Here is a 19,327-nt window from a genome sequence, read left to right as displayed (position 1 = left end):
TTTAGGAATCTGTTGTTTCTGCGTTAATTTTTTCTTCAGCTATTTCCAAATCAGCCTCACTGGCAACCGGAGCATCATTTAATTTTTCAGCTTTAGGATTAAATTGAAGGTCAACGCACATCGGGAAATGGTCTGAATTGCAACTTGGCAATCGTTTTATAGAACTGAGTGAAAAATCCGTTGAACAAAATATATGGTCTAAAGGAAAACGTAAAAAGAAATATTTTGCGTTAAAACTGTTGAAAAAACCACGACCTCTTCTCGGATCTAATAAACCACTTATTTTTCCAAAAAGTTCAGTAGTATAACTCCACGCCACATCATTCAAATCGCCCATTACAATTACCGGATATTTGGATGCTTTGGCTTTCTCAGCAACTAACAATATCTCCTTGTCTCTTTCTGTTGATTTTGGGTTTTCTTGCGGAACCGGAGGTTCGGGGTGCAGGCAAAAAAGCTTAACCAACTGACCTGATGGAAGCTTGACAAGCGTTTCAATTGAAGGTATATCTTCCTTAACTAAATATTTAACTTCACCATCAAAAAGCTCTAATCTTGAATATAATAACATTCCATAGGTGTTCGATATTGGAATCTTTAGTTGATGTGGATATTCCTTTCCGATAACATCCATTTGTTCCTGCCACCATTCATGCGTTTCTACCATCAAAACAACATCAGGATTACAAGAAGAAATTAGTTTTAGGTATGCACTTGAGTTTCTATTCTCTTGATAAACATTAGCAATAAAAACCTTTAAATTATTCTCGTTTGGCGCATTCATCGCTTTTACAATTTGCTTTGAACCAAATCGTGTAAAGGGAAATATTAAATAGATTAAGTAGGCTGCATTTAAACTGAGTAATCCAATAACAATATAATCCATTAAAATTTCAGGGAAACTGAAAAACAAAATCAGCGCAATTAGCACAGCATTAAAAACCAATTTCTGTAATCGTGGAAATTCAAATACTCTGAATATCCAAAAATCGTGACGGATAAATGGAATTATGGTTGTAATTATCAGGAATATACTTAGGTAAAAAAGGATGTCGTGAATCAAGGGATTGTTGTTTATTATCAGCAAATGTGAAAATCAATGTAAAGTAACAAAGTTTTACAGCAGTTACAAAAGTAATATGCTAGTTGGTATTTAAATAAAATGAATATTAAGTATTGCAATTTTTATGCTAACAATCTTTCAATTTTTCAACAAAACAGCCGTAGAATGTTTAATCGTGCTATCTTTATAGCTTTTGCAAATTAATTTCAGTTTTGGCTAAAGATACGAATAAAGAAACCCCGTTAATGCAGCAATACAACGCAATTAAAGCGAAGTATCCGGGTGCACTTTTACTTTTTAGGGTTGGAGATTTTTACGAAACCTTTGGCGAAGATGCCATTAAAACGGCTCAGATTTTAGGTATTGTTTTAACCAGAAGAGGCACTGGTCCGAATGGAGGTGCTTTAGAGTTGGCTGGTTTCCCTCATCATTCCTTAGATAATTACCTTTCAAAGTTGGTTAGAGCCGGACAACGTGTTGCCATTTGCGATCAGCTTGAAGACCCGAAAACCACCAAAACCATTGTTAAACGTGGCGTTACCGAACTGGTTACGCCTGGCGTGGCTTATGGAGATAACATTGTAAATCAGAAATCAAATAATTACCTGGCTTCGATTTTCTTTGATAAAACGCAGATTGGAGTTTCTTTTTTAGATATTTCTACTGGTGAATTTTTGATTGCGCAAGGTAATAGCGATTACATTGATAAGCTTTTGCAAGGTTTTAAACCAACGGAGGTGATTTTTCAAAAATCTAAGCGCCAAACCTTTACAGAGCAATTTGGTGATAGGTTTTACACCTTCGGATTAGATGAATGGCCTTATACATCAGATTACGCCGAAGAAACTTTAACCAAACATTTCGATGTGACCTCATTGAAAGGTTTTGGAATTGAGCGATTGCAAAGCGGAATAATTGCAGCCGGTGTAGTTTTACATTATTTGGGTGAAACTGAGCATCGCAATTTGCAGCACATTACATCGATTAGTAGAATTGAGGAAGACCGTTTTATGTGGTTGGATCGATTTACCATTCGCAATTTAGAATTGGTAAATTCTGCTAATGATAACGCAGTAACGTTGTTCGATATTCTCGATCATACTTGTACGCCAATGGGTGCTCGCTTGCTCCAGAAGTGGATTATAATGCCATTGAAAGAGTTAAAGCCAATTGAAGAACGTTTAGGAATGGTTGATTTTTTTGTGAAAAACGAAGAAATTCAACAAGAATTTTTAACGCACATTAAGCAAATTGGCGATATAGAAAGATTAATTTCAAAAGTTGGTTTGCAGCGTGTTGGTCCGAGAGAATTAGTTGCTTTAAAAAGAGCTTTAGTACATATTGAAGCTGTAAAAACGCTTGCTGCAAATTCAAAAAATCAATTCTTAATCAAAATTGCCGATCAACTAAATCCTTGTTTAGCCATTCGCGAAAGAATTGAAAGAGAACTTCAGCCAGAACCACCGGCATTGCTAATTAAAGGAAATGTGATTAATGATGGCATTGATGAAGATTTAGATCGTTTGCGCAAAATTGCCTTCGGTGGTAAAGATTATTTGGTGCAAATTCAGAAACGTGAGGCAGAGGCAACTGGCATTCCTTCTTTAAAAATCTCTTTCAACAACGTTTTTGGGTATTATTTGGAGGTTACACATACACATAAAGATAAAGTTCCAGAAGGTTGGATTCGCAAGCAAACTTTAGTTAACGCAGAGCGATACATAACACCAGAACTAAAAGAATATGAAGAACAGATTTTAGGTGCTGAAGAGAAAATTCAGGCTATAGAAATTCGTTTGTATAATGAGTTGATGTATGAAACGGCGAGTTACATCAAGCCAATTCAACTTAACTCGTTTCTGATTGCACAGTTAGATTGTTTGCTGTGTTTTGCGCAACTAGCTGAGAAAAATCATTATGTTAAGCCAGGCGTTAACAAAGAAAAAGTTCTGGATATTAAAGGCGGTCGCCATCCGGTTATCGAAAAGCAGTTACCTGTCGGACAAGAATATATCACTAACGATGTTTATTTAGATACCGATTCGCAGCAAATTATAATGATTACCGGTCCGAACATGGCGGGTAAATCTGCTATTTTACGTCAAACCGCACTTATTGTTTTAATGGCTCAAATGGGAAGTTTTGTTCCTGCTAAAGCTGCTGATGTTGGTTTGGTTGATAAAATTTTCACTCGGGTTGGTGCTTCTGATAATATTTCATCAGGAGAAAGTACATTCATGGTAGAGATGAATGAAACGGCAAGCATTTTAAATAATATTTCTGATAATAGTTTGATTTTATTGGATGAAATTGGTCGTGGTACGAGTACTTATGATGGTATTTCAATTGCCTGGGCAATTGCAGAGTTTCTACATCAACATCCAACATCTCGTCCGAAAACCTTATTTGCAACGCACTACCATGAATTAAATGAGTTGGCGAATACAATGCCCCGAATTAAAAACTTCAATGTCTCTGTAAAAGAAATGACGAATAAAGTTATTTTCTTAAGGAAATTGGTTCCTGGCGGAAGTGAGCATAGTTTTGGTATTCATGTTGCAAAAATGGCCGGAATGCCGCCAAAATTAATTGGCAGAGCTAATGAAATTTTAAAGAAACTTGAAATAGATAGAACTGAAGGACAAAGCATAAAAGACAGCATCAAGAAAGTTCAAAATCAGGCTTACCAGTTACAAATGTTTGCTATTGATGATCCTGTTTTGGTAAAAATTCGCGATACGCTGAATAATTTGGATGTAAATGCGTTAACTCCTGTAGAGGCTTTGCTTAAACTGGACGAAATACAACGACTGATAAAAAATTAGGAAAAATTAACCACAGATAAAAAGGATGAACACAGATTTAGATTGAAAATATCTGTGTCTATCTGTGTAAATCTGTGGTTAAAGAATTATAAAACAACGATGAAATTGAAAAACTCCTTTTGGTTAATCTTAATACTCTCACTTGTTTTAACTGCTTGTGGTTCTAGAAAATATTCCGTTAAAAACGATACCAAAGCTTCGAAAGCTGCTAATGCGATGTCGAATTTGAAAAGCAAACAGCTTTATAAGTTTATTACCGATTGGACGGGCGTAAAGTATCGTTTTGGTGGATTGGATAAAAGTGGAATTGACTGTTCCGGATTTGCATATCTGCTGGAAAAGGAAATTTACGGTGTTACATTGCCCAGAATTTCTCGTGACCAAGCCAATTTTGTGAAGCGAAAAAATATCGATGATTTAAAAGAAGGTGATTTGGTTTTCTTTTCCTTTGGCGGTAATAACGTCGATCACGTAGGTATTTACCTCAACAATGGTTTTTTTGTTCATGCAAGTACAAATAGGGGTGTTATTGTAGATGATTTAAGTTTACCAGCTTATCAAAGAGTTTTGGTAAAATCTGGCTCAGTTAATTGAGTAATTTTTAAGCGCCGTTATGCTGAATTCAGTTCAGCATCTACTTTTAAAAAAAAAACTGAAATAATTTACTTTGTAGCTTTCCGCTACGCTACAGTTCTGGTGATGACCATCAAAACTAAAACTTACTAACTTTCGTTATAAAACTATGCGTATATTTTTTATAATCTGCTTATCTTTAATTGTTTATTCTGCTGAGGCTCAGGTTAAACTGCTTACTTTAGATGATTTGGATAAACGCATTGCGAATGGAAAAGATACAACATATGTAGTTAATTTTTGGGCTACTTGGTGTGCGCCTTGTGTTGCTGAATTGCCAAACTTTGAGAAATTAAGAATTTCAAATTTGAAAAAACCTGTTAAGGTAATTCTGGTGAGTTTAGATTTTAAATCAAAATTGCAAAAAGAGGTTATTCCATTTGTAAAGAAAAACAACCTTAAAGCTGAAGTTTTCTTGTTAAATGAACCCGATCAGCAACAATATATAGAACGAATTGATAAAAAATGGTCAGGAGCAATTCCGGCAACTTTGTTTGTAAATAAAAAGTTTAAACGCTTTTACGAAAAAGAATTCACAGAATCAGAACTGAAAAGTACTTTGTTAAACTTAAAATAAAATTGTTATGAAAAATTTATTTCTAATTGGTTTTATGTTGATCTCGAGTTATGTTTTTGCACAAAGCGAAGGTTATAAAGTTGGTGATGTTGTTAAAGATTTTTCTCTCAAAAATGTAGATGCTAAATCTGTATCACTTGCAGATTACAATAATGCCAAAGGCTTCATCGTCGTATTTACATGTAATACCTGCCCGGTGGCTAAAGCTTATCAGGATAGAGTTTCTGCACTAAATTCATTTTATGCATCAAAAGGTTATCCAGTAATTGCAATTAATCCAAATGATGCAGGCGCTGTTCCTGAAGAAAGTTTTGAGAAAATGCAGGCTTTATCAAAAGCAAAGAACTTCAGCTTTCCATACTTATTTGATCCTAATCATATAGTAACGAAACAATTTGGCGCATTAAAAACTCCTCATGTGTTTCTACTAAGTAAAACAGATAAAGGCAATGTTGTTGAATATATTGGCGCAATTGACAATGATTCTGAAGGTGTGAATCCTGAGAAAATTAATTATGTTCAAAATGCTATCAATGATTTATCAACTGGTAAAAAGCCAACAGTTTCATCTACTAAAGCAGTTGGTTGTAGCATAAAATGGAAAAAGGGATAATTTCTTATCCCTTTCACTAAAATCTCAATGCGAGGTACAGTTTATCCCGATATTTCGGGAAAGCAATCCTGGTAAGTAAACAAATCAATTAACTTAAGATTGCTTCGTGCCTCGCAATGACGAAAGCCTTAGAAATGCCCTAGAAACTACTTCAATTCCATGTATTCTGCATTTTCATGGCTAATCTTATTCATTTTGCAATTACTGAGTATCTAAGCCTCATCAAAATTAGTCGCTGTTGCTAAAGCTTTCCAATCTTCCATATCTTTCTGTACATCAGCAATTTTTACATTGGCAACATGATAAGCATCCGGACCCAAAAACAAATGTAACGGAGCACTATCGCTATCAGCTGCTGCTATAATTACATCAGCAGCTTTGGCCGGGTCACCAGGTTGTTGATTGTTGATATCATTTTGGTGGGCTGCCTGAGAATCGCGAACTTCCTTATATGCATCAATCGGATTTGCTGGAACTGCTAATGAGCCAGATGTTAAAAATTCTGTTCTGAAATACCCAGGTTCAATTACTGTGGCTTTAATTCCTAATGATTTTACTTCCGCTGCAAGCGATTCTGTAAAACCAGCAACAGCAAACTTGGTTGCGCAGTAAATTCCAAACCCAGGGAAGTTTCCAGAGAAACCACCGATAGAGGAGATGTTGAAAATATGTCCTGATTCTTGTTTTCTCATTTGTGGCAATGATTTTCTAATCACGTTTAACGAACCGAAAACATTTACATCAAAATTCTCACGAGCTTCTTTATCGCTCAATTCTTCCAATGCACCAAGCATTCCATAACCTGCATTATTCACAACAACATCTAATTTTCCAAATTTGCTAATGGTTTGGCTTACGGCAGATTCAACGCTTTCTTCATTCATTAAATCAACTGAAAGTGGTAAGAAGTTTTCAAATTCTCCAACTGCTTTTGATAAATCATTCAAATTTCTTGAAGTTGCAGCAACGTTATAACCCTTGCTTAATAATTTTTTTACTAATGTTAGTCCAAGGCCTTTTGAAGCTCCTGTAACAAACCATACTTTTTTATTTTCCATGATTTTTGATTTTAAATTGTTTAAATTTTCGTCATTGCGAGGTACGAAGCAATCCTACAACAATCGCTTTAAGATTGCTTGGTATTTCGTAATAACAACGTTTTAATAGTCTGTGGAAATCGTTATCGCTTTCCAATCCTGATATTCTTTTGTCAACGCATCGGTTTTTGATGTAGCCCTTTGCAAAGCATCCTTTCCTAAGAGCAAATGGATAGGAGGGTTCGGCATACTCGCTAAAGAAATCATGGCTGCTGCAGCTTTTTCTGGGTCGCCTGCCTGTGCGCCATCCATTTTTAGATATTTAGCGTGTACAGCCCGAACATCTTCATAAGCATCAATCGGATTTTTTGCCAACACTAAAGATTCTGGAGTAAGAAAACTTGTTCTGAATGCTCCAGGTGCAACAACAGTAACTTTAACCCCGAAAGCTTTTACATCTTCAGCTAAAACTTCTGATAATGCAATTACAGCTGCTTTTGCTGCTGAATATACTGCCCAACCTGTAGCGCCTACAATGCCTGCGATGGATGCAATATTAATGATATGACCAGAACATTGTGCCCTTAAATGCGGACTAGCTTTTCTAATTACATTTAAAGTCCCGAAAATATTTACATCGAAAGCATTTCTGGTTTCTTCATCAGTTAATTCTTCAATGCTGCCGCCAATGCCATAACCTGCATTATTTATCACTACATCAATTTTTCCAAACTGTGCAATTGTTGCATTTATAGCTTGCTCAACACTTATTTCATCGCCTAAATTAACAGCCAATGGAAGAAATTTTTCGGAATTTGAATTTACAGCAGCAATTAAATCATTTACATTCCTTGATGTTGCTGCTACAGATTGTCCTGCTTTTAATAACTGGTTTACTAAACTTAGTCCTAATCCTTTGGATGCACCAGTTACAAACCAAACTTTTTTAAGTCCCATATTTTTATCCTTTTTGTTAAGACAAAATTACGTTGGGAATTAAAATCCAGTATTACGCTAATCAAACTGATGATTACGAAATTCAAACAATTCGATAAGAAGTTGGTGTGTGGTTGGTTAATTTCTTGAAAAAGTTATTGAAATGTGTAGGTTCTTCAAATCCTAAACAGTAGCCGATTTCAGAGATATTCCAGTCCGTATGTTTAAGTAAGGCTTTTGCTTCACTAAGTAAACGTTCGGTAATATAATGTGTAGTTGTTCTACCAGTAGTTTCTTTTATTGCCCTGTTAAGATGATTTACGTGAACAGAAAGCTGGCTTGCGTAATCCTTAGCCGAACGCATAGTAAAGCGTTGAGAAGGGTTTTCAATCGGGAACTGTCGCTCTAATAATTCTGTGAATACGGAAGTAATCCTTGAATTAGCATCCGGATGTTTATATAAAACTTCGGATGGATTGGTTTTAAGTGCAAAATGGGTTATTTCTGTTGTGAAATTTCTAAGCAAATCGTATTTGTAAATATACTCGCTACTAATCTCATCCAGCATTTTTTTAAAAATTGAAGAAATCAATTCATCTTGTTTTTTATCTAAAACATAAGCTGGTTTTCCACCAATGGCAAACATGGGCAAGTCGCCAATATTTCCACGGATTTTCTCGTTAAAGAACGCTTCTGTAAAAATGCAGAAATAACCTCTTATGTCACTCATTTTCCCACTTGCAAGCTCCCATGTGTAGGGCACTTGCGGATTAAAAAACATAAGCGCAGTTCCATTGATTTCAACACTTTTATCCGCATAATGGTATATATTATGACCGCGGTTTAGCGCAATTTTATAAAAGTCTCTTCTGCTGTAATTCATCGGCGGTTTATCATCGCCAACACAATCTTCCATTCTAAAAACATTAAAATGGCCAATGTCTTTTTGAAGGCTATCCGGTAAAAAATCGAATTTCTTTTGGTAAAACTCTTCGAGACTTTCTGTATTACTCATAAAACAAAGTTACGAAATTCAAACTAATATGAAAATCGTCATTTCGACCGCAGTGGAGAAATCTTTATTAAAAGTGTATTGTTAAAAGATTTCTCTGTTCCGCTACGCTTCAATCGAAATGACGAATTATTAAAAATACAATCCAATGATAAATAAATTTGTTTTTAATATACCAATCGGTATATATTTGTGCCGTCAATATCATTCAACATGACTAGAGCAGAAAAAACCAGAAATTTCATTGTAGAGAAAACTGCACCTATTTTTAATATGAAAGGTTATGCGGGTACTTCCTTAAATGATATTACTGCTGCAACTGGCTTAACAAAGGGCAGCATTTATGGGAACTTCGCTAATAAAGATGAGGTTGCTTTGGCTGCATTCGATTATAATTTCAATAACAATGTTTCTCAAATTGAGGCTGAAATGAGTAATCATTCTTCAATCAAGGGAAAACTTTTGGCGTATGTAAGTGTGTATCAAAGTTTTTTTGTAGGAACCATTTCAAAAGGTGGTTGCCCGATTTTAAATACTGCAACTGATGCAGATGATACACATCCAGCTTTGCGTGAAAAAGCTTTAAAAGCAGTTTTATCATGGAAAAAGAGAATAATCACATTGGTAGAAGAAGGAATTCTGAATAAAGAAATTAAAAAGGATTATAACCCGGAGCAAATTGCATTGACAGTTATTGCCATGATTGAAGGCGGTATTATGATTTCCCGCTTAACCAATAAATTAGAGAACTGGAATTTAATCATGGACTCCTTAAAAAAATATATCAATAGCTTAAGTTAAAAAATTTTAAACTAAAATATACCGATTGGTATAAAAATAAATACAAATATGAAAACTTCACAAAACACAGTATTAGTTATCGGCGGTACAGCTGGTATCGGTTTAGAAATTGTTAAACAATTAACCGCTTTAAATAATCATGTCATCGTTACCGGTAGAAATGTAGCCCGTTTGGAGAGTGCTTTAATCGGGTTGAAAAATGTTACTGCAATTCCTTTTGATGTAAGTAAAGCAGATGAGGTTGATGAACTGGTTGAAAGAATAAGTAAGAATTTCCCGAACCTGAATATGGTTATTAATAATGCAGGTAGAGCTATCGTTTATAATTTGGCTGATGAAAACCATGATGCTTTCGCAAACGCTGAAGATGAAATGTTGACCAATTATTTATCGATTGTTAAATTAAATCAAAAATTATTGCCAATTCTGAAAGAGCAGGCTGAAGCTGCAATTGTAAATGTTTCTTCTGTGGTTGCTTACGTTCCTGGTATAACTTTACCAACTTATGCAGCAAGTAAAGCGGCTTTGCATTCATATACAACATCTTTAAGATTAAGTCTTGAGCATACTTCTGTTAAGGTTTTTGAATTGATGCCACCATTGGTTGATACTGAATTCTCGAAAGAAATTGGCGGGCATAACGGAATTAAACCATCAGTTGTTGCCGATGAATTTATTGAAGCTTTGGCAAAAGATGATTATGAAATTAGAGTTGGCGACACTGCCAAAATTTATGAATTGTTTCGTCAATCGCCTACAGATGCATTAAACATCATGAATGCAAATAGAAAAGCCTGGTTAGAAACAAGTAACTAATCTAATCATCAAAATGAAAAAGAAAGTAACTTTTGCCTTTATTATGGCAATTTTCACAACAGGAATTGTCACCTTTGCGGCGATAAGCGTAAACTTAGGTTTTAGTGCAACTTTTTTACAGATTTGGCTAAAGTCATGGAGCATTTCTTACATCGTAGCAGTTCCTGCTATTTTGATTATTGCACCAAAAGTGGAAGCTTTCGTTGATTACCTGTACGCAGGACAAAATAAAAACTAATAAAATGAAACGAGTAGTTGTAACAGGTTTAGGCGCAATAACGCCACTTGGAAATACAGTAGAAACCTTTTGGGAGAATATTTTGAATGGTAAAAGTGGTGTTGGTGCTATTACTAAATTCGATACTTCTAAATTTAAAACACATTTTGCTGCCGAAGTAAAGGATTTTAATCCCGAATTTTTTTTGGATAGGAAAGAAGCCAGGAAATTTGACACGTTTACGCAATACGCCATCGCATCAAGCGACCAGGCGATTACAGATGCAGGATTGGATTTTAAAATCATGACTGACGACCAATTGGCTGAAGTTGGTGTAATTTGGGCAACAGGAAATGGTGGTATTACTACTTTTGAAGAGCAACTGGCAGAATTTCATCAAGGTGATGGAACGCCAAGGTTTAGTCCGTTTTTTATTCCAAAGATGATTGTAGATATCGCAGCCGGTGCAATTTCAATTCGCCATAAACTGCGTGGACCAAACTATTGTACGGTTTCTGCATGTGCATCATCTAACACAGCAATTATAAATGCTTTTGATACCATTCGTTTGGGTAAGGCAAATGTGATGATAGCAGGTGGTTCGGAAGCGGCAATTACAGAGGCATCGGTTGGCGGTTTTAGTGCTGCGCAAGCTTTATCTAAAAGAAATGATAGTCCGGAAACTGCATCCAGGCCATTTGATGAAAGCCGTGATGGTTTTGTAATGGGAGAGGGAGCAGGCGCTTTAATTTTGGAAGAATTAAAACATGCATTAAATCGTGGTGCGCACATTTACGCAGAAATTGTTGGTGGCGGAATGGCTGCCGATGCTTACCATTTAACCGGAACTCCTCCTGATGGTATTGGTGCCACTTTAGGTATGAAAAAAGCTTTAAATGATGCGAATATTTCTGCTGATAAAATCGATTACATTAATGCTCACGCAACTTCAACTGGTTTAGGAGATATCAGCGAACTTGTTGCCGTTAAAAATGTTTTTGGCGATTTACCAGTGGTAATCGGCGCATCAAAATCCATGACTGGCCATTTACTTGGAGCAGCTGGTGCGGTAGAAAGTTTAATCAGTATTCTGGCTATAAGAGATGGAATTATTCCGCCAACTATTAATACCCAAAAGCTGGATGAAAAAATTCCTCAAGGATTAAATTTTGTTTTGGCCGAGCCAATTAAAAAAGAAATCAACTATGTTTTAAATAATACATTTGGTTTCGGTGGACATGTAGCAAGTACTATTTTCAAGAAATACGAAGCTTAATTACTTATCCATTAATAGATTAACAAGTTCTTTTAATTCTTCAAGTTCTTGTTCTAATTTTGAAATACGATTTTCCAGCTCCTCATTGGGTTGGAAAATTGTTGTTTGTTGAGTTTCATGCTCTGCTTCCTGAATTTCGGCTTGCTCACCAAGCAAATGAATAAATCTTGCCTCTTTTTGTCCAGGCTTTTTTGGCTGTAGCTTAACAAAAGCGGGTTGTTCTTCTGATAATTTTTGCAGTTGCTCTAAAATTTCTTCAATAGTATCAAATTCGTAAAGCCTGCCCGAATTACTGTTGATTTCGCCAGGCGTTAACGGTCCACGTAAAAGCAGCAAGCATAATATAGAAAGTTCAGAAGGAACTAAAGGGTAAACAATACCCAGATTATGTTTGTATTTAATAACCCTGCTCGAACCGCCTGTAGCAGTTGAGATTAAGCCTTTTATTTTTAAGGAATTTAAAGTTAAGGTAACCGTTTCCTCATCATAATTCATGACCGGATTTCTCGAACTTTTTTGATTGCAAGCCGCCGTTAAACTGTTTAAAGTCATTGGGTAATAATCGGGCGTTGTCCGGCTTTTTTCTATTAACGAACCTAAAACGCGTTGTTCTTCTGCTGATAAATCGGGTAGTGGCTTATTTTCTTCCATTTGATAAAAATAGAAATTGAGATCACATTTTAGAAATTATTTTGTTTAAATCGGATGTCGTCACCCTGAATTCATTTCAGGGTCTTAATGCAAGAAAGATGCTGATCCCGAAATTTCGGGACAGCATGACGATGTTCAGAAACTTAATCTTAAGAATTCCTCTCTTATTAGAATTATTCTAAATTCCTAAATGTGTGCTTTTTGCGATTTAGATTGTCGAACTTTAGAAAACAACAACATCTCAAAACATATTTTATGCAATCTTCTGATAAAAATGTTGGTCAGGGCGATACTAGAAGGGATTTCCTCAAGAAAAGTTCGCTTATAACCGCAATTGCGCTCACTCCGGCTGCTGCTGTTAAAGCCGCCGAAAACCAAGCTGATGAACGTTTCGCTGAGCTTTTTGAAAAAATCCCATTAAATCTTACCGTTAATAATAAAGCTTATAAAAGTTCTGTTGAGCCAAGAGTTACGCTTTTAGATTATTTAAGAGAAGAACTTCACTTAACTGGAACAAAAAAAGGTTGCGACCACGGTCAGTGTGGTGCTTGCACCGTTCATGTAAATGGAGAAAGAGTAAACTCATGTTTGAGTTTGGCGGTAATGAATGAGGGGAAAAAAATAACAACCATCGAAGGTTTAGCAAATGGAGAAGAATTACATCCAATGCAAGCTGCTTTTATTAAACATGATGGTTTTCAGTGCGGTTATTGTACACCTGGACAGATTATGTCTGCAGTGGCTTGTGTTAACGAAGGTCATACAAATTCAAGAGCTGAAATTAGTGAATATATGAGTGGAAATATTTGCAGATGTGGGGCTTACCCTAACATAGTTGATGCAATAGTTGAGGTTTCGAAAGGAGGAAGTAAAGCATGATAAATTTTCAATACCTGAGAACAACTACTGCCAAATCGGCTTTGGCTTTACTTATTAAAGATAAAAATTCTAAGTTCATTGCCGGTGGTACAAACCTTATTGATTTAATGAAAAGAGGTGTTACAGCACCTGAGAAATTAATCGATATCAATCATGTTCCGTTAAAAAACATTGAGCTAATTGGTGATAAAATTATTATTGGCGCACTAACATCAAATACAGCAGTTGCAGAAAATGCCTTAATAAAAGAAAAACTTCCTTTGCTTGCAATGGCTTTAAATGCTGGTGCATCTGCTCAGTTACGAAATGTAGCTACTGTTGGCGGTAATATGATGCAAAGAACCCGTTGCGGTTATTTTTACGATACCGAAATGCCTTGCAACAAACGTCAACCCGGTTCTGGTTGTGGCGCCATTGGTGGTTTTAATCGTATGCATGCTATTTTTGGTACTTCCGATAAATGCATCGCTGTACATCCGAGCGATATGTGTGTAGCTTTAACAGCTTTAGATGCGGTTGTTGTACTTGCAAATTCTAAGGGAGAACGTAAAATATTATTTAAAGATTTTCATCGCCTTGCAGGCGATACACCTCAGTTAGACAATAACTTAAAAGCAGATGAAATGATTATTCGTTTGGAAATTCCGGTAAATACTCTTGCCAAAAATTCATATTATTTAAAAGTTAGAGATAGAGCTTCTTATGCTTTTGCCTTAGTTTCTGTGGCCGCCGGAATGGAAATTTCAAATAATAAAATTACAGATATTCGATTGGCAATGGGAGGTGTAGCACACAAACCTTGGCGTTTAAATGCATCAGAAAATTTCTTGAAAGGAAAAGAACCATCAATAGAAAATTTTGAACAGGCTGCAAAATTAGCCATGACGGATGCTAAAGGGTTTGGAGAGAACGATTTCAAGCTTCAAATGGCTCCTAACTCTATTATCGAAGCGTTAACTGTTGCAAAATCTAAAGCGTAATGATGGAAAAGATTTTTTATAGCGATGAAAACGATAGAGTTGATGGCGTTTTCAAAGTAACCGGTAAAGCAAAGTATTTTGCAGAATATGAATTGCCAGGATTAACTTATGGTGTTTTAGTAACCAGCACTATTACCAAAGGCAAAATTATTTCCCTAGATACTAAAGCGGCAGAAAAAGCTCCAGGCGTAATTTCAGTCATTTCACACTTAAATAAACCATATGCTCCTGCATACGAGCAAGAAGGTGGACCTGCAATGAAGATTTTTTACACGGATAAAATTTTCTTCAACGGACAGCCGATAGCAATTGTTGTAGCAAATACATTCGAAAGAGCCACTTTCGCTGCTTCACTGGTTAAGGCGAGTTATGCTAAAGAAGATTTTAATACTGATTTTGAAAAAGCCGTTGGCGATGCAAAAGCAAAGAAACTTCAGGGGCAACCAGATTACAAACGAGGTGTAGAAAATGCTTACAAAACTGCAGAGGTTCAAGTCGAAGCTAAATATCATATTCCAATTGAAACCCATAATCCAATGGAATTACACGGGATAATTGCGGATTGGCGACCAAATAATCAGGTTACAGTTTATGCAAAAACTCAAGGTGTAAAAGCAACACAAGGTACTATTGCTAATGTATTTAAAATCCCAATAGAAAATATTCAGGTAAATTCTGAGTTTGTGGGTGGTGGTTTTGGTATGGCTTTAAGAACATGGCCATTGGAAATTGCTACGATTATGGCTTCAAAACACATTTCGAAACCTGTTAAATTAATGGTTACCAGAATGCAGATGTTTACAATGGTTGGTAATCGACCGGCTGCTGTACAAACCATCGGCTTAGGTGCAAATAAGGATGGAAAGTTGACGGGAATTACACATCGGGCTTTTGGCGAAACTTCTGTATATGAAAACTTCACGGAAGGTGTGGTTAACATGGCTAAGTTTATGTATCAATGTGATAATGTAAATACCCAATATACAGTTGTTCCGGTAGATTTAAGCGTACCCATCTGGATGCGTGGACCTGGAGAAGCAACCGGAGCTTTTGCTTTAGAAAGTGCAATTGATGAAATGGCGCATGCTTTAGACATGGATCCGCTGGAATTTAGAATTAAAAATGACCCTGAAAAGGACCAGCAACGGAATAAACCTTTTTCAGATAAAAATATAAAGGAAGCTTACCGCGTAGGTTCTCAGAAAATTGGTTGGATCGAACGAAAAAATAAACCGGGAAGCTTAGTTGATGGTCAATGGAAATATGGTTTTGGCGTAAGTATTGGTGTTTTTAATGCAAATAGAGGAAGAGCAAGTGTAAAAGGTATTTTAAAAGCTGATGGAACATTGGTATTGCAAAGTGCAACGAGTGATATTGGCCCAGGAACGGGAACCGGAATGACTTTAATTGCCAGCAAATTATTAGGTATTTCTGTTGATAAAATTAAATTCGAATTAGGCGATTCATCATTGCCACCAGCACCGAGCCAAGGTGGTTCAGCAACGCTTTCTACAGTCGGTTCTGCTGTAAATGATGTTTGCGTTTCTTTAAAATCAACAATTGCAGAGCTTGCGGCTAATTCAAATATGGATGCAACATCAAATTTTGTTGATGTGCTGAAAAAAAACAATCTTCCTTCAATAGAAGTTACCAAACAATCTCAAGCAGGTAAGGAAAGAGAAGATTATTCAATGTATTCTTTTTCCATCCATTTTGTGAAAGTAAAAGTGCATAGCTTAACTGGCGTGGTTAAGGTTGATAAAATAGTTTCTGTAGGCGATTCGGGCACAATTATCAGTCCGAAAACAGCACGTAGTCAAATGGTTGGTGGTGCAGTTGGGGGGGTAGGAATGGCATTGCATGAGGAAGCCATTGTTGATCATCGTTATGGCAGATACATTAACAACAATTTTGCTGATTATCATGTTCCGGTAAATGCAGATATTCCGGAAATCGAAGTTCATTTCATTAACAAGCCCGATCCGTATATTAATCCGATGGGAGCAAAGGGAATGGGTGAAATTGCCTTGATTGGTTTTTCTGCTGCTGTTGCAAATGCTGTATTTAATGCCACAGGAAAGCGAATTAGAACATTGCCTATTACGCCTGATAAGATTTTAGCGAGTTAATTTTACAAATTACAAACGCATTAAGATTGCTTCGTGCCTCGCAATGACGAGCAGTTTATATAGCTTTGTTTGACATAAAATATAATATATGATAGCTGCAAAAGGATATGCTGTTCACAGCCAAACTGATAAATTGGCTCCATGGAATTTCGAAAGAAGAAACGTTGGACCAAAGGATGTATTAATTGAGATTTTATTTAGTGGAATTTGCCACTCAGATATTCACCAGGTGCGTAGCGAATGGGGACCTGCTCGTTATCCAATGGTTCCAGGTCATGAAATTGTTGGTCGTATTACAGAAGTTGGTTCTGATGTTACCAAGTTTAAAGTTGGTCAGCTTGCGGGTATTGGCTGCATGGTTGACAGTTGTAAAGAATGCCCAACTTGTAAAGGTGGACAAGAACAATTTTGTGAAAAAGGGGAAACGGTTTGGACTTATAATAGTTTAGAACGCGATAAAACGACGCCAACCTATGGTGGTTACTCGAATAAAATTGTTTGTACTGAAGAATTTGTTGTAAGTGTTTCTGAAAAACTTCCACTAGCCGGAGTAGCGCCATTGCTTTGTGCAGGCATTACAACTTATTCGCCAATTAAAAGATGGGGAATTACAAAAGGACATAAAGTTGCAGTATTAGGTTTAGGCGGTTTAGGGCATATGGCTGTTAAATTTGCTGTTGCTTTTGGTGCTGATGTAACTGTCTTAAGTACCTCGCCTTCAAAAGAAGCTGATGCTAAAAAATTAGGTGCTCATCACTTTGTGATTACCAAAGACCCAGAAGAATTAAAAAAATATGCAAAGCACTTCGATTTTATCATCGATTCAGTTTCTGCTCCGCATGATTATGAAATGTATTTCAAATTATTAAATGTAAATGGTGTTCATATTTGTGTTGGATTACCTCCAGAACCTTTAAAATTTCCTGGTTCAGCTTTAATGCATGGTAACAGAGTTTTAACCGCATCAAGTATCGGTGGCATCGAAGAAACTCAGGAAATGCTGGATTTTTGTGCAGAACACGATATTGTTTCTGAAGTTGAAGTAATTAACATCAACTATGTTAACGAAGCTTACGAACGAGTTTTAGGCAGTGATGTAAAATACCGTTTCGTAATTGATATGGATACTGTTTAGAAAACTTAAATTGCATAAACAAGAAAAGCGAACCAAGTCGGTTCGCTTTTCTTGTTTTACAACTGCTGAAATTTACTTTGCAGTAGATTTACTACCATAAGTAGCAGCTAATTTTAAAGCATTGTAAGTGTTTACAATTCCGCCACTAACACATAATTCCGAAAATGGAACTGAAACAGTTTCTCCATCTTCATTTTCTCCTTTTTTGTAAGATACGTTGTGGTTTACCTTACTAACAGATTTAACAATAATCTCTTTTACTTGTGCAGCTGTTAGTTTAGGATAATATGAACGGATTAAGCCAGCTAAGCCCGCAACAACCGGAGATGCCATACTTGTACCATTTTGGTTTTTGTATTTAGAACCTGGAACTGAAGAATATATTTTAACTCCCGGAGCAAATACATCAACTTGAGTTTTGCCAAAATTAGAGAAACTAGCTTTTAAAGTTTCATCATCTTTCGGGCCAGATGCGCCAACTGTAATCCACGATGCGATTGTTTTTTCATCTAAATCTTTATGGTTAGGGAAGTTGTTTTCTGTATCGATATCTTTATTTTCATTACCAGCCGCTTGAACAATCAAAACATCCTTTGAAGCTGCATATTTCATGGCATCGTTCACCACAGCCTTGTTCCAACTGTAAGCTTTACCAAAACTCATGTTAATTACTTTTGCGCCATTATCTACCGCGTAACGAATACCATTTGCAACGTCTTTATCACGTTCATCGCCATTTGGTGTAACGCGAACACCCATAATTGCTACATTATCGGCAACGCCTAAAATCCCTAACTTATTGGTTCTATCGGCTGCAATAATTCCGGCTACGTGAGTTCCGTGACCAGCATCAGGACCTGTTACATCATTATTTCCGTAGTTTTTTTCAGTTTCGTTATTTTGATTATCACCAACAATACTTCTCGGGTCGTAACCTACATTAAAGTTGTATTCAATCTGTTCGGTGTAGTATTTAACACCTTCAGTAATTTGAGAATCGTAAAATTCGGCAAATGTACTTTTCTTCAATTCATCAGATAATACTTCCTGAATACGTGATTCTGGATTTGTGGAAGGTTTAAAATTCGCGAAATCTTCAGCTGTTGGATTAGTTTTACCAATCTTTTTAACAACATTATCTAAAGCAATTTTAAAACCATTTAGCCCGGCAAGATTTTGATTGGCTTCACCAAGTTTTTGTTCTAAATCAGATCGCAATAATTTAAATGCTTCATAATCTTTCTTGTCTTTTTCAGTAACTTTTGCATCTGTAACATTTGCAAAGCGAGCCTGATCACGACGAACAAGTCTTGTTAATTCTAAAGTTTCATGGTCTACTGAACCCTTTGCACCACCAATAAAATTCCAACCGTGGATATCATCGATGTAACCATTGTTATCATCATCTTTACCATTTCCGGCAGTTTCTTTTGGGTTAACCCACATAATTCTTTTTAAATCCTCATGTACGGCTTCAACACCACCATCATTTACTGCAACAATAACTTTTGTTGATTTTTTTCCTTTAAGAAGCTCTTTGTAAGCTTTCTCAGTACTTATGCCAAAAGTTGTATCTGTTTTTAAATCAAGGTTTTGCCAGTTTGGCTTTTGTGCCAAAGCAGCAAATGGTAACGCACTAATCAAGGCGATATTAAATATCGATTTGCAAATTTTATTCGTGTTCATTAATGTAATTTTTGTATTAAACGGCAAAATATAGGTTTAATTTTCTTAATTCGGTAAAGTA

18 protein-coding genes are annotated in these 19,327 nt (G+C 36.1%); 12 read left to right on the top strand and 6 right to left on the bottom strand.

What is annotated here, in order from left to right:
* Position 1: 1 nt before the first annotated feature.
* Positions 2-1,063 (bottom strand): endonuclease/exonuclease/phosphatase family protein, encoded by a 1,062-nt coding sequence (locus ACO05K_RS07380; protein ID WP_421943805.1) that lies wholly within the window; start codon positions 1,061-1,063, stop codon positions 2-4.
* A gap of 212 nt (positions 1,064-1,275) precedes the next feature.
* On the opposite strand from ACO05K_RS07380, the gene mutS reads away from it, so the two are divergent.
* The 4 genes from mutS to ACO05K_RS07360 all read left to right on the top strand — a co-directional run bounded on the left by mutS (position 1,276) and on the right by ACO05K_RS07360 (position 5,711).
* A complete protein-coding gene (gene mutS, locus ACO05K_RS07375; protein WP_421943804.1) occupies positions 1,276-3,888 on the top strand; it encodes a DNA mismatch repair protein MutS in 2,613 nt (870 codons plus the stop codon).
* A gap of 99 nt (positions 3,889-3,987) precedes the next feature.
* Complete coding sequence (locus ACO05K_RS07370; RefSeq protein ID WP_421943803.1) at positions 3,988-4,482, top strand: C40 family peptidase; 495 nt, start codon at positions 3,988-3,990, stop codon at positions 4,480-4,482.
* Positions 4,483-4,630: 148 nt separating this feature from the next.
* Positions 4,631-5,098, top strand: coding sequence for a TlpA disulfide reductase family protein (locus tag ACO05K_RS07365; RefSeq protein WP_421943802.1), 468 nt, complete (start codon positions 4,631-4,633; stop codon positions 5,096-5,098).
* Positions 5,099-5,105: 7 nt separating this feature from the next.
* On the top strand, positions 5,106-5,711 hold the full coding sequence (locus tag ACO05K_RS07360) for a thioredoxin family protein (protein WP_421943801.1): 606 nt from the start codon (positions 5,106-5,108) through the stop codon (positions 5,709-5,711).
* Positions 5,712-5,923: 212 nt separating this feature from the next.
* Here ACO05K_RS07360 and ACO05K_RS07355 read toward each other — a convergent pair whose 3' ends face one another.
* From ACO05K_RS07355 to ACO05K_RS07345, 3 genes are all read right to left on the bottom strand, one after another.
* Entirely contained in the window at positions 5,924-6,769 is an 846-nt protein-coding gene (locus ACO05K_RS07355; protein WP_421943800.1) for an SDR family oxidoreductase, read from the bottom strand.
* 102 nt (positions 6,770-6,871) lie between these two features.
* Positions 6,872-7,705: an SDR family NAD(P)-dependent oxidoreductase gene (locus ACO05K_RS07350; protein ID WP_421943799.1), complete on the bottom strand. Its 834-nt coding sequence runs from the start codon at positions 7,703-7,705 to the stop codon at positions 6,872-6,874.
* 82 nt (positions 7,706-7,787) lie between these two features.
* Positions 7,788-8,699: a helix-turn-helix domain-containing protein gene (locus ACO05K_RS07345; RefSeq protein ID WP_421943798.1), complete on the bottom strand. Its 912-nt coding sequence runs from the start codon at positions 8,697-8,699 to the stop codon at positions 7,788-7,790.
* Positions 8,700-8,909: 210 nt separating this feature from the next.
* Between ACO05K_RS07345 and ACO05K_RS07340 the strand changes: the two genes are divergently transcribed.
* The 4 genes from ACO05K_RS07340 to fabF are packed head-to-tail and all read left to right on the top strand — an operon-like array spanning position 8,910 to position 11,806.
* On the top strand, positions 8,910-9,497 hold the full coding sequence (locus ACO05K_RS07340; RefSeq protein WP_421943797.1) for a TetR/AcrR family transcriptional regulator: 588 nt from the start codon (positions 8,910-8,912) through the stop codon (positions 9,495-9,497).
* Between the two features lie 48 nt (positions 9,498-9,545).
* Complete coding sequence (locus ACO05K_RS07335) at positions 9,546-10,313, top strand: SDR family oxidoreductase (protein ID WP_421943796.1); 768 nt, start codon at positions 9,546-9,548, stop codon at positions 10,311-10,313.
* Between the two features lie 13 nt (positions 10,314-10,326).
* A complete protein-coding gene (locus tag ACO05K_RS07330) occupies positions 10,327-10,551 on the top strand; it encodes a DUF2798 domain-containing protein (RefSeq protein ID WP_421943795.1) in 225 nt (74 codons plus the stop codon).
* A gap of 4 nt (positions 10,552-10,555) precedes the next feature.
* Positions 10,556-11,806, top strand: coding sequence for a beta-ketoacyl-ACP synthase II (gene fabF / locus ACO05K_RS07325; protein ID WP_421943794.1), 1,251 nt, complete (start codon positions 10,556-10,558; stop codon positions 11,804-11,806).
* Here fabF and ACO05K_RS07320 read toward each other — a convergent pair whose 3' ends face one another.
* Positions 11,807-12,457, bottom strand: a complete 651-nt coding sequence (locus tag ACO05K_RS07320; protein ID WP_421943793.1) for a YceH family protein — start codon at positions 12,455-12,457, stop codon at positions 11,807-11,809.
* A 255-nt stretch (positions 12,458-12,712) separates the two neighbouring features.
* Here ACO05K_RS07320 and ACO05K_RS07315 point away from each other — a divergent pair, with 255 nt between their 5' ends.
* The 4 genes from ACO05K_RS07315 (at position 12,713) to ACO05K_RS07300 (ending at position 17,580) form a co-directional block, all read left to right on the top strand.
* Complete coding sequence (locus ACO05K_RS07315; protein WP_421943792.1) at positions 12,713-13,336, top strand: (2Fe-2S)-binding protein; 624 nt, start codon at positions 12,713-12,715, stop codon at positions 13,334-13,336.
* A complete protein-coding gene (locus ACO05K_RS07310) occupies positions 13,333-14,316 on the top strand; it encodes an FAD binding domain-containing protein (RefSeq protein ID WP_421943791.1) in 984 nt (327 codons plus the stop codon). The genes ACO05K_RS07315 and ACO05K_RS07310 overlap by 4 nt, the downstream gene beginning before the upstream one ends.
* Positions 14,316-16,445, top strand: coding sequence for a xanthine dehydrogenase family protein molybdopterin-binding subunit (locus tag ACO05K_RS07305; RefSeq protein WP_421943790.1), 2,130 nt, complete (start codon positions 14,316-14,318; stop codon positions 16,443-16,445). The genes ACO05K_RS07310 and ACO05K_RS07305 overlap by 1 nt, the downstream gene beginning before the upstream one ends.
* A gap of 88 nt (positions 16,446-16,533) precedes the next feature.
* A complete protein-coding gene (locus ACO05K_RS07300) occupies positions 16,534-17,580 on the top strand; it encodes an NAD(P)-dependent alcohol dehydrogenase (RefSeq protein WP_421943789.1) in 1,047 nt (348 codons plus the stop codon).
* Between the two features lie 72 nt (positions 17,581-17,652).
* Here the strand turns inward: ACO05K_RS07300 and ACO05K_RS07295 are convergent, their stop codons facing one another.
* Positions 17,653-19,266, bottom strand: a complete 1,614-nt coding sequence (locus ACO05K_RS07295; protein ID WP_421943788.1) for a S8 family peptidase — start codon at positions 19,264-19,266, stop codon at positions 17,653-17,655.
* Positions 19,267-19,327 lie beyond the last annotated feature (61 nt).

It is taken from the genome of Pedobacter sp., from assembly GCF_965227205.1.
In the GTDB taxonomy this organism is placed as follows: domain Bacteria; phylum Bacteroidota; class Bacteroidia; order Sphingobacteriales; family Sphingobacteriaceae; genus Pedobacter.
This window is presented reverse-complemented; position numbering and strand designations above follow the sequence as displayed.